Source organism: Microbulbifer sp. ABM4_008, assembly GCF_056311705.1.
Genome location: NZ_CM149970.1, coordinates 1,214,317 through 1,233,191 on the forward strand (window position 1 = coordinate 1,214,317; position 18,875 = coordinate 1,233,191).

At 47.6% G+C, this 18,875-nt stretch carries 16 protein-coding genes and 1 tRNA gene; 7 read left to right on the plus strand and 10 right to left on the minus strand.

Features of this window, described 5'->3' with window-relative positions:
* The first annotated feature begins 44 nt into the window (after positions 1-44).
* Both ACYX4J_RS05305 and ACYX4J_RS05310 read left to right on the plus strand, forming a co-directional pair.
* The gene (locus tag ACYX4J_RS05305; RefSeq protein WP_445361331.1) at positions 45-1,844 is read left to right on the plus strand and encodes an autotransporter assembly complex protein TamA; all 1,800 of its coding nucleotides are present in this window, start codon (positions 45-47) and stop codon (positions 1,842-1,844) included.
* Positions 1,844-5,851 carry a translocation/assembly module TamB domain-containing protein gene (locus ACYX4J_RS05310; protein WP_476178035.1) on the plus strand — a complete coding sequence of 1,336 codons (4,008 nt, stop codon included), beginning with the start codon at positions 1,844-1,846 and terminating at the stop codon, positions 5,849-5,851. Before ACYX4J_RS05305 ends, ACYX4J_RS05310 begins: the two co-directional genes overlap by 1 nt.
* A 40-nt stretch (positions 5,852-5,891) precedes the next feature.
* On the opposite strand, the gene ACYX4J_RS05315 is transcribed toward ACYX4J_RS05310, so the two are convergent.
* The 8 genes from ACYX4J_RS05315 to ACYX4J_RS05350 form a co-directional block, all read right to left on the minus strand.
* Positions 5,892-6,653, minus strand: a complete 762-nt coding sequence (locus tag ACYX4J_RS05315; RefSeq protein ID WP_476178036.1) for a hypothetical protein — start codon at positions 6,651-6,653, stop codon at positions 5,892-5,894.
* A gap of 178 nt (positions 6,654-6,831) precedes the next feature.
* Positions 6,832-7,305, minus strand: coding sequence for a hypothetical protein (locus ACYX4J_RS05320; protein ID WP_444911288.1), 474 nt, complete (start codon positions 7,303-7,305; stop codon positions 6,832-6,834).
* Between the two features lie 88 nt (positions 7,306-7,393).
* The gene (locus tag ACYX4J_RS05325) at positions 7,394-8,521 is read right to left on the minus strand and encodes an acetyltransferase domain-containing protein (RefSeq protein ID WP_476178037.1); all 1,128 of its coding nucleotides are present in this window, start codon (positions 8,519-8,521) and stop codon (positions 7,394-7,396) included.
* Between the two features lie 490 nt (positions 8,522-9,011).
* Positions 9,012-9,341, minus strand: coding sequence for a YceK/YidQ family lipoprotein (locus tag ACYX4J_RS05330; protein ID WP_445362176.1), 330 nt, complete (start codon positions 9,339-9,341; stop codon positions 9,012-9,014).
* A gap of 247 nt (positions 9,342-9,588) precedes the next feature.
* Positions 9,589-10,017, minus strand: a complete 429-nt coding sequence (locus ACYX4J_RS05335) for a hypothetical protein (RefSeq protein WP_476178038.1) — start codon at positions 10,015-10,017, stop codon at positions 9,589-9,591.
* 259 nt (positions 10,018-10,276) lie between these two features.
* The gene (locus ACYX4J_RS05340) at positions 10,277-11,005 is read right to left on the minus strand and encodes a thiaminase II/PqqC family protein (RefSeq protein ID WP_476178039.1); all 729 of its coding nucleotides are present in this window, start codon (positions 11,003-11,005) and stop codon (positions 10,277-10,279) included.
* A 102-nt stretch (positions 11,006-11,107) separates the two neighbouring features.
* Positions 11,108-11,956, minus strand: a complete 849-nt coding sequence (locus ACYX4J_RS05345; protein WP_413662861.1) for a M90 family metallopeptidase — start codon at positions 11,954-11,956, stop codon at positions 11,108-11,110.
* Positions 11,953-12,375, minus strand: coding sequence for a nuclear transport factor 2 family protein (locus ACYX4J_RS05350; protein WP_444914403.1), 423 nt, complete (start codon positions 12,373-12,375; stop codon positions 11,953-11,955). Before ACYX4J_RS05350 ends, ACYX4J_RS05345 begins: the two co-directional genes overlap by 4 nt.
* A 184-nt stretch (positions 12,376-12,559) precedes the next feature.
* Between ACYX4J_RS05350 and ACYX4J_RS05355 the strand changes: the two genes are divergently transcribed.
* A complete protein-coding gene (locus tag ACYX4J_RS05355; RefSeq protein WP_444896505.1) occupies positions 12,560-13,318 on the plus strand; it encodes a substrate-binding periplasmic protein in 759 nt (252 codons plus the stop codon).
* 179 nt (positions 13,319-13,497) lie between these two features.
* Here the strand turns inward: ACYX4J_RS05355 and ACYX4J_RS05360 are convergent, their stop codons facing one another.
* Complete coding sequence (locus ACYX4J_RS05360; protein WP_476178040.1) at positions 13,498-14,400, minus strand: LysR family transcriptional regulator; 903 nt, start codon at positions 14,398-14,400, stop codon at positions 13,498-13,500.
* Between the two features lie 152 nt (positions 14,401-14,552).
* Here ACYX4J_RS05360 and ACYX4J_RS05365 point away from each other — a divergent pair, with 152 nt between their 5' ends.
* From ACYX4J_RS05365 to ACYX4J_RS05380, 4 genes are all read left to right on the plus strand, one after another.
* A complete protein-coding gene (locus tag ACYX4J_RS05365; protein ID WP_476178041.1) occupies positions 14,553-15,530 on the plus strand; it encodes a DUF1852 domain-containing protein in 978 nt (325 codons plus the stop codon).
* Between the two features lie 28 nt (positions 15,531-15,558).
* Positions 15,559-16,587 (plus strand): methionine synthase, encoded by a 1,029-nt coding sequence (locus ACYX4J_RS05370; protein ID WP_444914401.1) that lies wholly within the window; start codon positions 15,559-15,561, stop codon positions 16,585-16,587.
* A gap of 25 nt (positions 16,588-16,612) precedes the next feature.
* Complete coding sequence (locus ACYX4J_RS05375; RefSeq protein ID WP_444914400.1) at positions 16,613-17,125, plus strand: flavin reductase family protein; 513 nt, start codon at positions 16,613-16,615, stop codon at positions 17,123-17,125.
* A gap of 82 nt (positions 17,126-17,207) precedes the next feature.
* Positions 17,208-17,990, plus strand: coding sequence for a sulfite exporter TauE/SafE family protein (locus ACYX4J_RS05380; RefSeq protein ID WP_476178042.1), 783 nt, complete (start codon positions 17,208-17,210; stop codon positions 17,988-17,990).
* Between the two features lie 446 nt (positions 17,991-18,436).
* Here the strand turns inward: ACYX4J_RS05380 and ACYX4J_RS05385 are convergent.
* Positions 18,437-18,513, minus strand: a tRNA-Arg gene (locus tag ACYX4J_RS05385).
* Positions 18,514-18,875 lie beyond the last annotated feature (362 nt).

The following is an 18,875-nucleotide window of genomic DNA, read 5'->3' on the forward strand; positions in this document are numbered from 1 at the left end:
CGGATTTTTTGCGGAGTAGCCGCTACTGACATTGGATAAAGATCTTGCGAATTCTCTTTGTCTCCCTACTTGTTGCCCTTCTAGCGCTGCCAATGCAGCTGGTAGCAGCAATCCCATTTTTTGATCGTTTGCCGGGTTTTACCCTGCTGGTGCAGGGCGATCCCCAGCTGCAGGAAAAATTGACCTCCGAGCTCAACGAGTTGCGCAAGAACAGTAGTGCGCTGGAAAACTACGAAGATCCGGCAGATATTGCGCACTATGAGCGGGGTAACCTGGAAAAATTACTGCGTGCGCAGGGATATTATGATGCCACTGTGTATGAGTCTGTTTCTGGTAACCAAATTTTCTATAGTGTCACTCCCGGCCCCCAATACCATATCAAGAGCCTGGATATTGATATGCCGGCCGGTTTGCGGGCAGGCTTTAGCGGCTTACCTATCCATGTTGGAGATCCCCTGATTGCCAGCAAGGTACTTGAGGGCGTAGAAAAAATTACCAAGTACCTCAATGAAAATGCCTGTCTGCTGAATGTGGATGTCAGCTACCAGGCAACGGTGATTCACCGGGAAGCTGCTGCGAGACTGGAATATCGGGTGGCCCCCAGCCCCGAAGTCCATGTTGGCCAAGTCCGCATTGAAGGAGTCACCTCTATCGAAGAGGACTACCTGTTGGATAAGGTCAAGATTAAATCCGGGGATTGCTTCAGCCGCAGTAAACTGGATGCTGCGCAGTTGCGTCTGCTGCGCACCAACTTAATTGCCAATGTAAATACTGAAGTTTCTGAACCTTACGATGGGTTGGTGGATGTTACTTTTGTTATTCAGGAGCGCAATCACCGCACCATAACCTTGGGGGTGGGGTACACCTCCGATGAGGGAGCCGGTATTTCAGCAGCCTGGGAACATCGCAATGTTTTCCATCGTGGGGAAAAAATTGAAGTCGAAAGTAAGCTCAACGAGGTAAAGCAAACCCTGGAAGGCAAGCTCACTATTCCACGTTTCTTCCATGACAAGCAACGCTTGACCGCCAGTATTGCTTTGGAAGGTGAGGATGTTGATTCCTACCGTTCAGAGTCCCTGACATTCAGTGCACTGGTATCGAGAAAAATCAGTAAGCATCGCACGCTGAGTGGTGGCGCCGAGCTGAAATTCAGTGAAGTGGACGAGAAGGTGGAAGGGGCAGTTGAAGCAGATGATCCCGATGAAAACTACACACTGTTAGCTTTCCCCCTGGGCTTTAAATTAAACACGACAGACAAACCCCTGGATGCCCGTCGTGGCGCCACTTCTGCGCTGGAAGTAAAACCCTATATCGATCTTAGAAATACCAATACCACCTTTGTTAAAAATACCCTACAGCTCACTGCGTATAAAACAGCCGATGACTGGCGTTATAAGCCCACCTTGGCAATAAGGTTGAAAGCCGGGGCAATTACAGGGGAGTCGAATCTTGAGCTGCCTGCGGATGAGCGCTTTTATGCCGGTGGTGGTGGCTCCGTGCGGGGTTATGGTTACCAGGAGTTGGGTCCGCGCCTTATTGAGATTAATGATGAGGGTGAGGAAACCCTCTCCGATGCTATTGGTGGTCGGGGACTCAGCGAGATTTCTTTTGAGGGCCGTTTTCGTTTTACGGATACCTGGGGCGGTGTAATTTTTCTCGATGGCGGCAATGCCTATGAGGACGCAGCGCCCAAGTTTTCTGACCTGTTCTGGGGAACGGGTTTTGGCGTGCGCTATATCACCTCCTTTGCCCCCATCCGCATGGACATCGCCTTTCCCCTCGATCGCCGTGAGGGCATCGATGATCGCTATCAGGTGTATGTGAGCTTGGGGCAGGCATTCTGATGCGCTGGTTGGGCCTGTTTGCGCTGGGCGTTGCCTACTGGGTGGGTGCTTTCCTGCGTGGGCTCTGGCGCTCCCTTGGTGTTGGGGGTTCCCTGGTAACAGGCATTTGTCTGTTCCTCCTGATGTCCGCTATCTATTTCCTCAGCACGGAACCTGGGCGCGTCGGCCTTACTCGCGGGGCTTTTTACGCTGCCGAGCAATTGGTGGACGATCTCGAAATTGAGGCAGAAGGAATTCGCAGTGAAAAATCAGGATTTTGGTTTTTCGAGCGACTGAGAATTGACTATCGAGCTAATACGCTTGCCGAAGCCCAGGACCTGGAAGTCAACCTCAACAGCTTGTCCCGAAATCCCATCGATATTGAGCGAGTGGGGGCCAAAGATTTACTGCTCAACCTGAATATCCTCAATGAACTTCTCTCTGCGCTAGCGGATTCTGGCGAAGAGGAGGTTGAGGTTGTCAGTGAGGAGCAGCCATCGACTACTTGGGAATTATTAGTTCCCGGGTTTCGTTTGGCGCAGCTGGATATAGCTCGCCTACAATTGGTGGACAGCCGGTTGATCGCTATTCCCCCTGTTGCTATTCAGGCTAACGCCCTATATCAATGGCAGGATCAGCCGGCGCAGCTATTTATCGAAGTGAGTGAGCTGAATGGTTCCGAGTTTAATCTCACTGTAAATGGCCGGATGCAACGCGAGCGCTTTGTAATCGATTTCTCTACCAATGAGGTGGGCCAGGGGTTTGTCAGCCGACAGCTGCATCTGCCGGAAAATCAGGTATTGGATGCTCGCGGTGAATTATCCCTGCGCAAGCAGGGTGAAAAACTGCTGCTGGATATTAATTCGATCGCAGCTCCTCTAGCAGAACATCAACTGGATCTGACAGGAAGTATCGAAGCCGATATTAATCCCTGGCGCTTGTCTTCAACGGGGATTTGGCTGCGAGTGGATGAGCGGCGCAGCACGATTAAAGGCAGTATCAGCGTGGACGGTGTCAATGGGACAGTTAATCTCAATCAAATCCCGCTAACGCTTTCCCGCCCTTGGCAGGATATCCTGGACAGTGGTTGGCTCAGCGCAGATTTTTCGGTGCAGGGCTCCCTGCAACAGCCGAATATTAATGGCAGCTTACAAGTGGAAAGCAGCTACCGGCAGCAGCCCCTGCAATTGGAAGGTCGGGTCGATACCCAGGCAGGTGTGATTGACTTGCAAGCCTTATCTTTGCACTTTGCCGGTGCACGGATCGAGGTGCTCGGTACTGTAGATACGAATTTGAAAGCACTGGATTTGGTGGGAGAGATTGATGAGTTGGGTGTTGAAGAAATTCGCCGGCTTGCAGCTTCGCTACCCCAGGCTGATAGGGTAGATATCCCCACTGCTTTATCCGGCACCTTGCACCAGTTGCGTGTTGAGGCCATCGGCTCATGGAAAAACCCAAACCTCAATTTGTCTCTGAGTGCAGTGAGTGCTTACCACGACTTACAGGGTGAGTTGACGGCGGCGATAAGTGGAAACCTGCACGCGCTGACCATTGACGAATTGGTGTTTACCGGTGAGAAGCTCAGTCTGGAAGTAATCGGCCAGCTTGATATTGAACAGAAGCAGTTGGATTTACACGGGCAGATCGATGGCAAAAATATTAGCTTGCGCGATGACCTTGGAGTTACCGATGCAGAGGGGGTAAGCCTAGGGGGATCTTCCGAAGTAACGGTCCAGGGGGAGTGGAGTAATCCCCAGGTAAGTATTTTACTGGATTCCAATGGCGTCGCGCAGGATTACCCCTTTAACTTAAAAGGGGAAGCCAGTGGCGATATGGACCTGATAGAGGTCAGTGACCTGCGATTGGAGCTATTTACTAACGGCAATGGCAACCAGTTTGGTTCATCCTCAAGCAGAGGCCCTCAGTCCCCCGTGATTGCCTCAGGTTTTGATAAAGGGGAGCCGGAGCCCCTACAGAGCCAAAGCCGCCTGACAGCCCTCGCTGAAGATGCCCAGCAGTTGGGTCGGGTGGGGGTGGCATTGTTGCAGGCCGATGGCTCTATCGAACCTAGGCAAGACCGATTACAAATTGATATGGGCGCGCGCAATCTACCGCTGTTCCTGGTAGATCTCGTCGGTCTCTCTCTCCCTAACTCCCTTGAAGGGGAGTTGAGCTTGGATGGCAGGGTTGATGGGGCTATTTCAAACCCGCAGATTAAAGCCAACCTGATCGCCCAGGGAGAATTTCATCTGGAGCCCTGGCATTTACAGGGTACTTTGGACTATGCAGACAGGAGTCTGGTAACTGATGGTATCGAGCTGCTCTGGGCGGGTCGCAACCAATTATCAATACTGGGTAGCTTGAATGCAGAGCGACTGGATTTAGAGTTGCGCGGCCAGGGTGATCTATCGGATTTGGCGAATAGTTTTTCCAGCGGTAGGGCTGGTAATGGTGATGTCAGCCTTTATGCCAGTATTGGTGGAAGCCCTAAGCAGCCTGAATTCCAAGGGGAGTTGCGCGCTACTGGAGAAGCCCTGGGGCGAGGGCAGCGCGGAATCCAGGTTCAACCGCTTTCGATAGTATTGGATTGGCAGACAGAGAATGGAGAGCTGGATGCATCCCTGATTGCCCAGCACGGCGGTAGCAACGCAGTAAATAGCCAAGTAAGTGTATTGATTGCGCCGATCTTCGAACAATTATTTGCTGATAATAATCAAACTGGTAGCCTGCGAAATGTGCCCTTTCAATTGCAGGGGCGCGGTACGGCCGATTTGTCAGTGATTGCGGAATATATTGATCCCCGCGTCCACCGTATGCGCGGTTTGCTCAGTTTCAATGTTGACGGTACCGGAAATTGGCAGCGTCCTCTATTAACCGGCGATATCGAATTGAGTAATGGTCGCTATGAGCACCGACCGAGCCATACTCGCATTGCGGATATTAATTTCTACGCGCAGCTGTCTCCTGAGGAGTGGCAGATTGTGCGAGGAAGCGCTACCGATGGTGATGGTGGGCGGATAAACCTGGGAGGGGCGGTCTTTTTACCTCCGGATAGCTCGCCCAGTTTTGACATCGTATTAAGCCTCAGTCGGGCCCACTTGCTTAACTCACCGGGAGTACGCGGTGCAATATCCGGCGATGCCCGTTTGTCGGGCTCAACCCAGGATGCAGAAATTACCGGGCGATTCACTTTGAAGCCGCTGGCCGTACAGATTGAGCAATGGATCGGCAGCAGTGTTCCAGAAATCCAGGTGGTGGAAGTTCAGGTCGATGGTCCACAGGTGCAGCGATCTTCTCCCCTGTTTAGCAAAATCGGATTGGATGTAGAGATTGTTTTGGACCAGCAATCCTATGTGCGCGGACTTGGCTTAAATTCCCAATTGCGCGGCGTGGTGGATATTCGAGGCACCGCAGATAAGCCAAAAGCCTCTGGCGAATTAACAATTGTTCGCGGCAGCTTTGATTTATTCGGTAAGAAATTTGATCTGGAAGATGGAGAAATTCGCTTCGAGAATAATGAGGTCGCTATCCTGGTTGAAGGTGTCTATGAATATAGCGATGGAGAAATAACCGCACAGATATCAGGCACTGCTGCGGACTTGGATATTACATTTACCTCTGACCCCTCGGCCTCTCAGGATGAAATTCTGGCGCAGTTGCTTTTTGGGAAGTCATTATCAGATATTTCACCTTTACAAGCTGTTCGTTTGGTTAGTGTCGTACGCAGTTTGCAGTCGGGGCGAGCGGTATTGGACCCTATCGCCAAGACACGCGAGCTGTTGCACCTGGATACACTCAACATTGAGCAGGAGGAGGGAGACGAAGGTGATGAGTACGCATTGAGCTTGGGCAAATATATTACCAATCGAATTTATGTGGAATTACAGAGAAGTACCGATCCTCTCAGTCCATGGCAGGCGGAGATGCAAATAGAACTTAGGGATAACCTCAACCTGGAGTTTAAAAGTGCCGATGACGGTGATAGCGGTTCCGGTAGTGTAGAGTTACAGTGGAAAAAAGATTATTAGGGTTTTCGCCACTAACCCCCTATCGTTGTAAGAAGCATCGTTAATATTTGGTGATTAGCATATCCGTTATTTTTAACGTGCAACCTGGCTGGGGTGGATTGTTGACGCCCCAGTTGTCGATCACGATCATCATGGATTCATCAAAAATTGCAGGCCCCTTTTCCCGGTAGGCGTGCCAAAGCTGATTTGAATCATCGCACTTGGACGCAGATGCTTCACACACTCTTATATCCCATTGATAGGTTCCACTAGCTTCACCCGATATGATTTTCCTGGATGTAAAAGTTATATGCTGTTGGGCACCACTCTTCACCTGTAGGGGGCCTGTTTGGCTTGTCCACGCCGCCTGACTGGGAAGCCCTCCCCAATTGGAAGCGAAACTTCCCGGACCATTAGAGCCTGTTGTTTCTACAAAATCGACTTCCCGCTGCCCTCCGGCCCAACATCCACCAGGTTGTCCACACCAGGGAAACATATAAACGGCAATCCACTCTTTAGCACCACACTTACCTGGGGGCACGTCAATCTTAAAGTCAATTGCTGAAATATCTTTCATTCTAATCTCGGTATTCCCACACTGAACCGCAGATGTATAAGCGCAGGAGCCTTTGGTATCGTCATCCATAATAATAACGCCGGATCCTTCCGTATTGCTTGGTTGAAAGCTGATTTTAGTGCAGCGATTGTTTTCGGCCACTTTGTCATCTTGATGATTGAATATGGGCTTACATGTTGTTGCTGATGCCAGATTTAAGGTGGATAGGGCAGCAAAGATCAGGAAGAGTCGGGTTGCTTGTAGCATGGTGAAGAGCTTGCAAACTATAAAACTCAATAAATTATAGTTTGTGTCTTGATGATCAGGCTTTAGTAGAAATGTTTAGCCTGTCAATAAGATCAACTTTGGCTGGTAGCACAAAGGTCACTTTCACTTATCCAGAAGGTAACCTTTTTATAGATGAAGTCCAATGATCATTGAGTGCTTACAAATGATTCTGAACGTAACTTAAAACATCTGTTGGAGTGCAATTGTCCATAAATCTATCTTGCAGGCTGTAGGCCATTTTTTCCAGAGGTGCACCGTTGTAGCCGTAGGTCTGAATTTCACTGATATAACGTTTGATAAATGACTCTGCTCCCAAGAGAGACCATTGGTGGACATGGATTAACTCATGGAAATGGAGGGAAATGTCCGCAGCAAAAGGTGTTTTGACAAAGTAGGTATCTTTGTAAGTGATTCCGGCTACTTCCATGTCGACAAAGTCACCCAGACCAGCCTGGTAGAGCTCGGGAAACCTCGGTTTTGGAATATTATCAACCACTACAAAGTAGCTTTTGCTAAGAAATTCTTCCGTATAATACCCTGAAAACTTCTCTGTGAACCTTGCGCAAGATTGTCTCTCTTCTTTGAAGTCTATCAGTGTTTGATCAATCCAATGGTCTATTTTTTGCAACATCTATATCGTCCTGATTGGGAGGCAACTCTGGGGCTTTGCTCACCCCAGAACAGAATTTTCAATATACGAAATAAAGTTGTGCTGAGAGTTATACGTAGGAGTATATCACCGATCCACTTTCTTTTTTCTTTTGAAGATATTTCTTACAGGGATAGTAAAGTATCGCAATCAGAGCAATCCAGTAGGCATAGGTTCTCAGTAAATTAGGTGTGTAGCCTTCAGGCCATACTTTGGAGCCGTTGAAGAAGTTGGTTGCTACTCCAAACTCTAAGTAGCTCCATAGATGTGCGGACAGATTGATCACTGGGACATGGAGTAAATAGAAGAACAATGAGGCCTGCCCAAAGAGGAGCAATACATCCAGTATTCGGTTTTGTCGATTTTCAACGGTAGCCATGATCAGGAAAACTATACTCATTGTCATAAGGATATAGCTGAACGACATTGGGTATTTGGCGGTGTTGATAAAGCCCAGAAGCCCCTGGTGTGAAATCCAATCATTGGGGTCGCCAAAGCCTATTAGTCTAACCGCAATAAATATAATCGATAGCGCAGTTGCTGTTGTTATTAGTAGACGCACTCGTTGCTTGTTTGCCATCTCGTAAAGAGGCCCAAATACATAACCTAGGTACATAAGAGCAAAGAGGGGAATAATATTGTAAGCAGCAAAAATCCCGGAGTTGAACTCGAAAAGTCTAAAACTAGTGCGTACATGCGCAAGAATCCAAAGCCATTCATAGCCACCTAATAGCTGGCGCATGAAGTCATCATTCAGGTATCCATGTAAGGATATTACGGCCAGGCAAACGATGGTGGTCCATATCATTGGCAAATAGATTAAGCCCGCCAGTATGATCATGGATACGCCCAGGGCCCAGATTACCTGTACAAAAGCGTAATTATAAGCAAACTGCCAAGAGAGGTTTACCAAGGTTAGTTCGAGGATAACTAGTACTAACCCTCGAAGTATTAAGAATTTTGCCAACTCCGGCTTGGAGTTAAGTTTTTTACCGTGAAAGTAGGCACTCAATCCTGTAAGAAATATAAATCCAGGGGCACATATATGCGTGATCCAACGAGTTAAAAACAAAGCGATGGACGATTGGGATAGGTCCAATGGGTCAAACTGGGTCGAAGTCCAATAATCTCGAGTATGATCGAGGGCCATAATAATTACTAATATACCTCTAGTGATGTCTATTGCTGGATATCGCAATTTGTTATCTCCAAAGTTAGTGAACTTTATAGTGTTGGATCCTCAATGAGGTTTTACTACCTTGAAATTTGGTCGGCCGAAAGGTGATCAAGGGGATTTGTAATCTATCTCTATCGTTATCCATTTTCATTTAAGGATAAGCGGGAGCTGGCTTCCTTCAATATTGTACATATATTTTTTAGGCAACCAATTGATTTTTAGTCGTCTGGCATGGTAATGGAAGAACGATGGTGCAAGTAGGTTAATCTTTAACTATTCAAACTTATCTCTGCCATAAGATAGCCGATATTATTATCTTTTTGCTTCAGCTTTTAGCTTGCTAGTGGCCGGATCAGACATTTAATGATGAGTTAGAATATATGATCTCGGCCTATTATCAGTGTAAAGGTTTTTCGGTAAGTAAAAGAGATATTCCTGTTTTTTAGCCAGAGTTACTCTTAGAATAGTAATAGTTAGTAACCCCGAAACCTTAAGGTTGCATTGAGTATTATCAGTTTACTTTGATATTGCCATGCTTTGCTTGGGTCATTACCGTATAAGGTAAAACAATCGTATCTGCTGCCACAGAAAAGACCGCATCTATAGCTTCCAGCGGAATATGGTTGAGTGTTGATCCAGTGTTTACAGTCTGGCTGGGCTCGCTATTCATTAGACAAAAGGAGTAGGAGGTACCGCTATATACTCTTGGAATGCTTTCACAGTAGCTCTTTTGGCCTCGATGAGCGATATCTACTTGGTTATCTTTTGGGTTAACGGTTTTTACCGTGGCGCATGAGGCACAAATGATCGAGGCTGATGCTAAAGAAATTATACGCTTCACAAACTAATCCTTGCTGATGTGATCTGGTGCGGACTATAGAGTAGCATTTTTTAAATCAGTTCCATATTTTATGCGTGCTAAAGTAGCATCAGTGTCCAATTGCAATGTGAGGTTTGTAACACCTTGGCATTATTGTATTTCAATCTTGGAACAATCGTTCTACTTTAGTCTATGCTGATATTCCATTTTTTTTGATTAATTGATCTGTCTAGATAAATTACAAGGAAGGCTGCCTTGCCAGTGTGATTTAAGCATGAGAAATATGGTCTATAAAGAATCCCTTGACATACTTTTCATAAATCGTGGTTAGGACATCTGAATAAATTTGGAACTCAAACGGAGTTGTAGGTGGCAGTATACAGTTAAGATAGTCATATATTTCTGGTATATGCCGAGTGCCGTACTCCTCAAGTAGCTTTACCAATCTATTATCTCGTGAAGGACGGTAGGCATCATCTTCAGTGAAATGATTATGAAGAATACATAAAATCCAGATGGTGGCGCCCTGTTGTAATAGGTGTTCATTAATACCAAGACTCTCCCCGTTTTCCTCGATTAATTTGACTTTAATATATTGGTACCCATTAAAATCATCATAGTTGATATAAGCAGTTTGTCCGTTGGCGAACCCACCTTCATCAATCATGTGGTAGTAAAGCAACAGTACAGATGACATTGCCCTATTTCCCACCTCAAAGTGGTTTTCAGTATTAATTATCATTCTTCTCCAGTGAAATTTGACCTGGTTTTATTGAGATTTCGCAAGCAACAACTGATAGATCAATATAAGAGCTTTACTGATAATAATACACCGCTCTTTAGGTGTCGGAGAACTAATACTCGGAGCATTACAAATGGTAAACGATTTATTCTCACATTCTTTGTTGTGCAGAGGGATGTATGTTAGCTTTAGAAGTAAGATGAGATAAAGAAATCTAGTTGGTATTTATTTTTGCCTCAAATGCCCGCCAAAAATCCCGCTCATAGGCTTGGATTAACCGCACACGAATGGCAATATCATTTTCTCGAACACCTGAAGCTAGTCCTCTTGCAATTATATCGATAGCCTGTTCCCTGAATCCTTCTGGAAGTTGGCTAAAAGTCATTAAGAAACTGAGCTGTTCATTGGTAAAGCGTTTATTTTGTTTGAGAGCTTTTGCAACGCGCTCAGCATTTTTGCCAAAACTCTGAAAGTTTATTAACAGGGCAGCGGCAATTTCGGCGGGTGTAGCGTAGTTGGCTAGCCAGGTAGTATAGGCTGGATAGGCTTGGGCACCTGCGAGTGGTTGGTACTGGGCGATCTGCTCGGGTGAGATGCCCAATGCTTGAATCAGATTGGGTAGCAGGGTATTAGCTTGAATTTCTGCTGTCGTAATTCGAGTAAAAAATGCTCTAGTACTATGTCCCGGTAAGCCACCAAAACGATGCAGAGATAGTGCATTACTTCTCAAGTCCGATAAGTTAATAAGGCGTTGCTCCATTGCAAAAGCCTGTAACTTAGCGTCCGGTAGAGTATTTTTTTCCAGCTGTAGAACAAAGACAGGAGTAGGGCCCTTGAGATACAGTTTTTCAAGGCGCTCTATCAGAGCTTTTGCATCCTGTTGGTTTGTGGCGATATCTGCTGTGGCCGGTTGAGTCATGACCAAAAGAACAACCAGTCCCACAAGAGCGAATCTTAAACAATGCGTATTGGCCACTATTCCAACTCCGCTGGTGCACGAAATAAGCATAGCAGGAAGACAGAAACCGGACTGGTAGCGTATTTGTCAGGCCACAGTACTTTTTCCGCGTATTAATTCGGCGGGATCAATTCGATAGAAATGACTTAACTCCTTATAGAGTTCCGGGTGTAAGGCGTGCATAGCCGTTGGGATCGTATAGAAACTTTCTGTTGCTACAGCAAAGAACTCAGCGGGAGACTGGGCGCCGTATAAATCGAGCACAGAGGGTGTATCACCAGGAAACTCACCGAATTCAGCTCTTTGTCTCAAACGGTGGAATTCCCGGCTCATAACCTCAGCCCAGGTGGCCCCTTCATCACTGCTTTCAAATAGAGGGCGGCCATCAAAGTAACCATCCTCTTCATCGACTTTGTGGGCGAACTCGTGCAGGGCGACATTGTGGCCCCGTTCAGGCGACTGTAAATCTTTCTCCAGGTCACCCCAGGAGAGGACTACGGGTCCACGATAATGTGCCTCCCCTTCACGGGCACTGTGCCTGGCTGTTTCTATATAGCCTTCCCGACGTGTTTCGTGAGCGACATAGGTGTCTGGGTAGAGCAACAGGCTGTAAAGGTTGGGGTAGCATTCATTCTTGCGGCCCAATAGGAGTAGGCAGGCATGGGCAGCGATGGCCACCTTCATGCGTTCATTGACCTGAAGCCCCTCGCAACCGACAAACTCTTTGCCGTGGAGAAATAGGGCGATATTACTGCATAACTCTTGCTGTTGATTGGAGTTAAGGTAGTGATAGAGAGGAAGATTTTCCCTAATGAGTTGTAGCTGTTCCCGTGTTAAGGGTTGTGAGCGGAGGTAAAAAATGCGCCACTGTCGGTAGAAGTGGGGAACCAGCCATATCGCCAGGGCCAGCAGGATAATTGCGATAAAAGCACTCACAGCTTAAACACCGGTTGTTTGCGTGAGATATTATCTTCCAGCTTAAATTCTTGGCAGGGAGTCCCCTGGTGAAATTTCATTTGCCACTGCCCTTTACTTCTAACCCAAATAGATGATCGCTTACAAAACCCCTTGTACTCCCCTTGCTGGCCTCGCCGTGCAGATTTATACAACAGCATAATGACTGTGTCAGAGAGAGGAATGCATTCATAGTTTTGGCTGTGAATTTCCCAGCCCGTATTTTCCTCCTGTTGCATTGATCGCACTATTGCCTTGAAATCAAAGGTCCGCCCGGATTTCCCTACCTCTATAAAATCAGGGCTTAGCAGCTTGCTAATGACTTCAGGGTCTTTGCGTATCTCGAACTGATGCAGCTTTGTTTCATTCTCAATCAGAATATCGGTAATCTCATGTATCACTGTTTTACCCGGTATGCCCCAGTTGCGACAAATTACTATTTGCCTGATTTTAGAATGGGGAGTTTACTGCCGAATTCAAGGTTTCGGATGGATAGAGTTATCCGGCAGCGAAGCTTGATAAATGGGGGATGTCTGCCAACACTTAGAGCGTCTGGGTGATTTTCCTGTCACTGTGGAGAAGCTTATGCGTTCGCTATTGGCCCTTCTTATCTTGATGTTTGGAGTCTGTACCCAGGTGCTGGCCCAGTCCGGTGAAACTCCGTTAAAAGTGGCGATCGCCGGGGATGCACCACCCTATGTGATTGACGGTGCGACCAGTGGTTTGGAAATAGATATCGTTCGGCAAGCTCTCCCTGGCTATAAGTTGGAGTTCGTACAGATGGGGTTTGCGGAGACGGCCCCGGCACTTGAGCAGGGTATGGTTCAGGCAGCGGTGAATGTACTCAAGAAGAATGATGGCCTATTTTACTCGAACAATATGATCAGCTTTGCCAATTACGCCATTGCTAAAGCCAGCGCAGAAATGAAGATTGGCAGTATTGCAGATCTCGCGGGTAAGAAAGTGATCACTTGGCAGGGAGCTCCCATGGATCTTGGGCCCGAATTTGAAAAAATGTTTGGGCCTAATGGCACCCAGAAACAGAATGTTATGCAAGCGCCAACAGCTCGTGACTTGGTTGCCCAATTCTGGAAAATGCCAGATGCGGTCGCCGTGGTGGATATGGAGCTATTTAAGTACTACAGCAATAAAATGGGTCATACCATGGCTCAGGTTGACCTATTCCAGATATTCCCGATGATGACAGACTTTCGAGTCGGTTTCCGCGATGAAAAAGTGCGAGATGACTTTAATCGCGGGCTGGCAGAGCTGTGCAGCAGTGGCCGCTACAAAGCCCTATTGCAGAAATACGATGTGGTGCAAAAGCAGGATATTTGTAAGTAGAAAGCCTGAAATTGCGGAACAATTAATCGAGAAAGAAGGGACCTGGATCTTGTGATTTAGGCCTTTCTTGATTGGTGTGGTGGGGCGGGTTCGGACCTACTGCATCTAGTTCGTTGTCGGCAAATAGAAACTTGCTGTTTAATGAATTCTTGCGGGATTATCGATAAATCTTATCGGTCTTAGTGCCCAGTTTCTGAGTGCTCATAACCTCTGGCCAGTTTGATAAAAGCGCTCAGGTATTCAACTTCGCTATCGTCTTCACGAGTTCCTAAGAAAATCTGTTTGGCAATACCTTGTCGCCCGAGGCGCACCACCGATAGTGCCAGCTTGGTAGAGTACTCCTCTGCAAGCCAGCGAGGCAGGGCTGCGACCCCGCGGCCGCTGGCCACCATCTGTAGCATGATATCGGTAGTTTCACTGGTCTTGTGGCGCAGTGGCACCACGCCCGCAGGGTTGAGAAACTGGGTATAGATATCCAGGCGGTCCGGCGGCACGGGGTAAGTTAACAACACCTGATCCCGTAGGTCTTCTGCTGTCAGGTACTTTCGCTTTGCCATCGGGTGATCTCGAGGGACTACCAGCACCTGCTCGTAATCAAATACGGGATCGAAGCGCAGTCCGGCTTTATAGAAAGGGTCAGGGGTAACTAGCAGGTCGATCTCGTAACCCAGTAAAGCGCCGAGACCTCCAAACTGAAATTTCTGCTTAACATCCACATCCACGTCCGGCCAATCTTCCAGAAATGGCGACACTACTTTCAGTAACCACTGATAGCAGGGGTGGCATTCCATACCGATACGCAGGGTACCGCGCTCACCTTGAGCCATTTGCTTTAGCTTGCTCTCAGCATGTTCCAGTTGTGGCAGGACACGGTTGGCCAATCCAAGCAGATACTCACCGGTCTGGGTCAAGCGCAAGCTGCGGCCCTCACGCAACCAGATAGGGGCCCCGAGGTTCTGTTCCAACTTGCGCACAGTATGGCTCAGCGCCGACTGGGTTAGGCAAAGGTGCTTGGCCGCTGCGGTTAGCGAACCGTGATGGTCTACGGCCTGGATTATTGTTAAGTGCGTGCGCTCTAGCATAGCTGTAACCGAGCAATCCATGAATAAATTTAATGGATAGTTGAAAATATACCATTTTTGTTCATTTATAAAGAAGCTTATCCTGCCTGGCAATGTCAATCACCAAGCAAAGAACTCAGTTTTTGCCTTAGGAATCAGGATACCAGGCCGCAATGAATAAAGAGTTTGCATTCAGCATCAAGAACTTACGCTTTGATGAAAACTATCGTCCAGCGGATAGCACGCGGATCACCACCAATTTTGCGAACTTGGCGAGAGGGGAGAGCCGTCGGGATAACTTGCTCAACACCTTGAGAATGATTGATCGTCGTTTCAATGCCTTGGCGCATTGGGACAACCCTAGTGCAGATCGTTACTCTGTAGAGCTGGATATTATTTCCGTTGATATTGATATTGAAGGCAACGGAGAAGCCTTTCCTACCATTGAAGTATTGAAGACGAATATTGTTGATCATAAAAACAATCAACGGATTGAGGGCATAGTAGGAAACAACTTTTCTTCATATGTGCGGGATTATGATTTCAGCGTATTGTTGTTGGAGCATAACAAGAAGCAAGACAAGTTTAGCCTTCCTGAAGGTTATGGTGATCTTCACGGGAAAATTTTTCAATCGTTCCTGAGTTCAAATGCCTACAAGGATAGTTTCAGCAAGCCCCCTGTTATTTGTCTGAGTGTATCGAGCAGTAAGACTTATCATCGAACTGAAAACCAGCACCCCGTGCTGGGTGTTGAGTATCGGCAGGACGAATACTCTTTAACTGATGAGTATTTCGAGAAAATGGGATTGCAGGTTCGCTATTTTATGCCGCCGGATAGTGTTGCCCCTTTGGCTTTTTACTTCCAAGGTGATTTGCTTGGTGATTATACGAATCTTGAGCTTATCGGCACTATCAGCACGATGGAGACCTTTCAAAAGATATACCGACCTGAAATATATAATGCAAATTCTGTAGCGGGGACCTGCTATCAGCCCAGCTTGAAGCACCAGGATTATTCACTGACTAAAATTGTTTATGACCGGGAAGAGCGTAGCCAGCTGGCTATAAAGCAAGGAAAGTTTACTGAAGAACAATTTATCAAGCCATACAGAAGTATCCTTGATCAGTGGGCCGCTAATTACGCGCTTTAATTAACAAATATAGATAAGATTATTTTTCATGAATCGCCTATTGCCAACTTCAAGCGCTGGAAGCTTGCCTAAACCATCCTGGCTTGCAGAGTCCGAAAAACTTTGGTCCCCCTGGAAATTAAAGGGCGATCAATTACAAGAGGGTAAGCAGGATGCCTTGCGCCTGACATTACAAGAGCAACAACAAGCCGGTATCGATATCGTTAGTGACGGAGAGCAGACCCGCCAACATTTTGTGACTACATTTATTGAGCACCTCAACGGCGTTGACTTCGAGAAGCGGGAAACTGTTAAAATCCGCAATCGCTATGAAGCGAGCGTGCCGACAGTTGTTGGCGAAGTATCTAGGCAACAAGCAGTATTTGTTCAAGATGCTAAGTTTTTACGCAAGCAAACCAGTCAAGCTATCAAGTGGGCATTACCTGGTCCCATGACAATGATTGATACTCTCTACGATAGCCACTACAAAAGCCGCGAAAAGCTCGCTTGGGAATTTGCCAAACTTCTCAATCAGGAAGCGCGTGAGCTAGAGGCTGCGGGTGTTGATATTATTCAATTTGATGAGCCCGCATTTAATGTGTTTTTTGATGAGGTGAATGACTGGGGGATTGCCACTTTAGAAAAAGCCATCGAGGGGCTGAAATGCCAAACTGCCGTACATATTTGCTATGGCTACGGTATCAAAGCCAATACAGACTGGAAGAAAACTCTGGGTTCAGAGTGGAGACAATATGAAGAAGCGTTTCCAAAGCTGCAAAAATCCAATATTGATCTAATTTCGCTCGAATGCCACAACTCCCATGTTCCAATGGATCTCCTTGAGCTTATTCATGGTAAAAAAGTGATGGTGGGCGCTATTGATGTGGCAAGCAACACGATTGAAACACCGGAGGAAGTCGCCGATACCTTGCGCAATGCACTCAAGTATGTGGATGCTAAGGATCTCTATCCCTGTACGAACTGTGGTATGGCGCCTCTATCCCGTCAAGTTGCGAACGGTAAGCTCAATGCGTTAAGTGCAGGTGCAGAAATTGTTCGAAGAGAGCTCTCGGTTTAGCTGTCCCCAATATTCAGGTGCTCCCATGTCACTTTCCAGTACAGCCATAGAACCGTTGCGCTTTCGCGAAGCACTGGGGCATTACGCCTCCGGTATTACCGTGATCGCATCGCACTGTGAGGGTGAGCCGATAGGCTTCACCTGCCAGTCGTTTTATAGCGTATCGATGAACCCGCCATTAGTGTCATTCAGCGTTATGTCGAGTTCGTACAGCTACCCCAAAATTCGCCAGGCAGGCCGATTTTCAGTCAATATCCTGTCGGATGATCAGGTCAAGATTTCCAACCAGTTTGCTCGTCAAGGCGCGGACAAATGGAGCGAAGTTGAATGGCAGGAATCGCCGCTGGGGAATCCCATTATCGCCGGCAGCCTACACTGGCTTGACTGTGAAATTCATGCTGAACACGCTGCGGGAGATCACCTGATTGTGATTGGTGAGGTGAAGGCGTTAAACCTACAAAAAGCTGCTGCAAGGCAGCCACTTCTGTATTTCAAAGGTCAATATCGCAACCTTACTGCGGTGCCCCCAGCCGGGTAATACATGTGAGCAACGGGTTGCGGGCATGCGGCCCCATCGCCTGCCTCCAGAAGAAACCCGCATTAATTAATTCGAGGAATTTATGGAATTTCTACTCTACCTGCTGCTAGGAGCTGTGGCTGGGGTGCTGGCCGGCTTGTTTGGCGTTGGTGGTGGCATCATCATCGTACCCGTGCTGGTATTTAGTTTTACTGCCCAGGGTATCGATCCGCATGTGCTGACCCACCTGGCTGTGGGCACTTCGCTAGCGACTATTGTCTTTACTTCGATTAACTCGGTTCTGGAACATCAGCGCAAAGGCGCGGTGCTATGGCCAACTTTTGCCTGGATGAGTCTGGGTATTCTTCTCGGTGCAAGTCTCGGCTCGTTCACAGCGGCAGCTATCCAGGGGCCGGTACTGCAAAAGATTATTGGTGTATTTGCTATCACCATTGCCATTCAAATGGCACTGGAACTTAAGCCCAAGGCCAGTCGCGTTGTTCCCGGCAAGTTGGGACTGACAGCAGCCGGCGGGGTGACAGGCTGGGCCTCAGCCATCTTTGGCATCGGTGGCGGCACGCTGACGGTACCCTTTCTAACCTGGCGCAGCATGCCGATGCAGCAGGCAGTGGCAACTTCCTCAGCTTGTGGTTTGCCGATTGCTGCCGTTGGCGCTCTTAGTTTTATGGTTATTGGTTGGCAGCAACCTGAACTGCCCCAGTGGAGTTTTGGTTTTATCTACCTGCCAGCCATGGTTGGTATCGCCATCACCAGCATGTTCTTCGCCCGTTTTGGAGCGCGCCTGGCTCACAAGTTATCTCCGCGATTGCTTAAGCGCTTGTTTGCCTTGCTGTTGCTCTGCGTGGGTGGGAGTTTTCTACTTTGAGGCATCAGTGAATTGCAGTCTATCGATTGTTATCTCGGTGTAGGCGCAGCTGCAAAAGTGGAGGGGGGCTTCAACCCTCTTCCAAATGCGATCGGGCCTAAGTGAAGAGCATTAACTCCTAACTTTCTTTTGTGTGTCGAAATCTCTAGTCGAGCACAGGACCCTAGCGAAATGAAAATGGATTGACGTATCTGGAGGTTGCACAGTTGGTGCAATTGCTCCCGCTGACTGATGTGCGTATATCTATCCGCTGTATGGAACGAATGAAAGAGATTGTTTCTAACTCTGCTGGGTCATTCAAGTTGTTTGTGATTGCTTAAAGTGAATGGGGGTTGCTGGGGTGGGGTGAGGCCGCGAAGAATAAATTGTGCAAAGAGCAGTTTGGCATTAGCTGCTCTGCAACAAAAAAGGGCTTACGTCGTGAGACGTAAGCCCTTTTCTTTGTATGGCGCGCTCGGGAGGATTCGAACCTCCGACCGCCTGGTTCGTAGCCAGGTACTCTATCCAGCTGAGCTACGAGCGCGTCGTTATGGGTGCGAACTATAGAGAGTTGATTCGTTGCTGTCAACCTCTTTTTGGAAAAAATCCTTAAAAATCCGCAACTTATCGAGTTTCTGGGCCCCTCTGGGAGCGGTCGACCAGTCTCGACAGGGCGCGAATTCTGCCGTGCCTTTCATCAATTTGCAAGCCTTACTTTGAAAAATATGCCTTGGGTACCGATTGCGCCAGCTATCCAGGGGCGAGGCATTAAATTCCTCGGTGTGATTGGCGGCGAACTATACTCATTACTCTACCGGGATTTCGATGATTCGCACCTTTTCCATTGCCCACTGCCAAGTCCGGTCTATCGTCCGGCGGCAGGCTTCTCCAGAGATATAGTGAGAA